The 417-nt window shown below is 65.5% G+C and carries 1 pseudogene; it reads left to right on the top strand.

Annotation, left to right across the window (positions count from 1 at the left end):
- Nucleotides 1-196: 196 nt before the first annotated feature.
- Nucleotides 197-417: pseudogene (locus BTA51_RS30055) on the top strand (hypothetical protein); the annotation flags it as partial.

The following is a 417-nucleotide window of genomic DNA, read 5'->3' as shown; positions in this document are numbered from 1 at the left end:
CTACGACAACCTTGTCGGTGATCCCAATGACGGCGTGCAGAGCTATGGCGAAAGCCTCGGGACATGGATTAACCGGGCGGGCGAAAGCGCCACCCTCGGCCTTGCCGGTGATGAGGCAAGCGCGGCGATGTACAGCACGCTTCGCGGCACCGATTATGACGCAGAGCTGCAGCGCCTTCGCCAGAACGAGGAAAACATGTCTGGCCTTGGCCGGCTGTCGGCTGACCTTGTGGGGGCCGCGGTGCCTGCGTTGCTTGGTGTTGGCGCCGTTGGAACAGCGGCAAGAGGCCTTGGCGGACGCTTTGCCGCAGGCCTTGGCTTTGGCGCAGCCTCCGGGGCTGGATACGGGTTCATGGAGGGTGAAGGCGGTTTCGGTGATCGCGCGCAGTCGGCCGCGCTAGGTGGCGCGCTTGGCGG

It is taken from the genome of Hahella sp. CCB-MM4, assembly GCF_002260525.1.
In the GTDB taxonomy this organism is placed as follows: domain Bacteria; phylum Pseudomonadota; class Gammaproteobacteria; order Pseudomonadales; family Oleiphilaceae; genus Hahella.
This window is presented reverse-complemented; position numbering and strand designations above follow the sequence as displayed.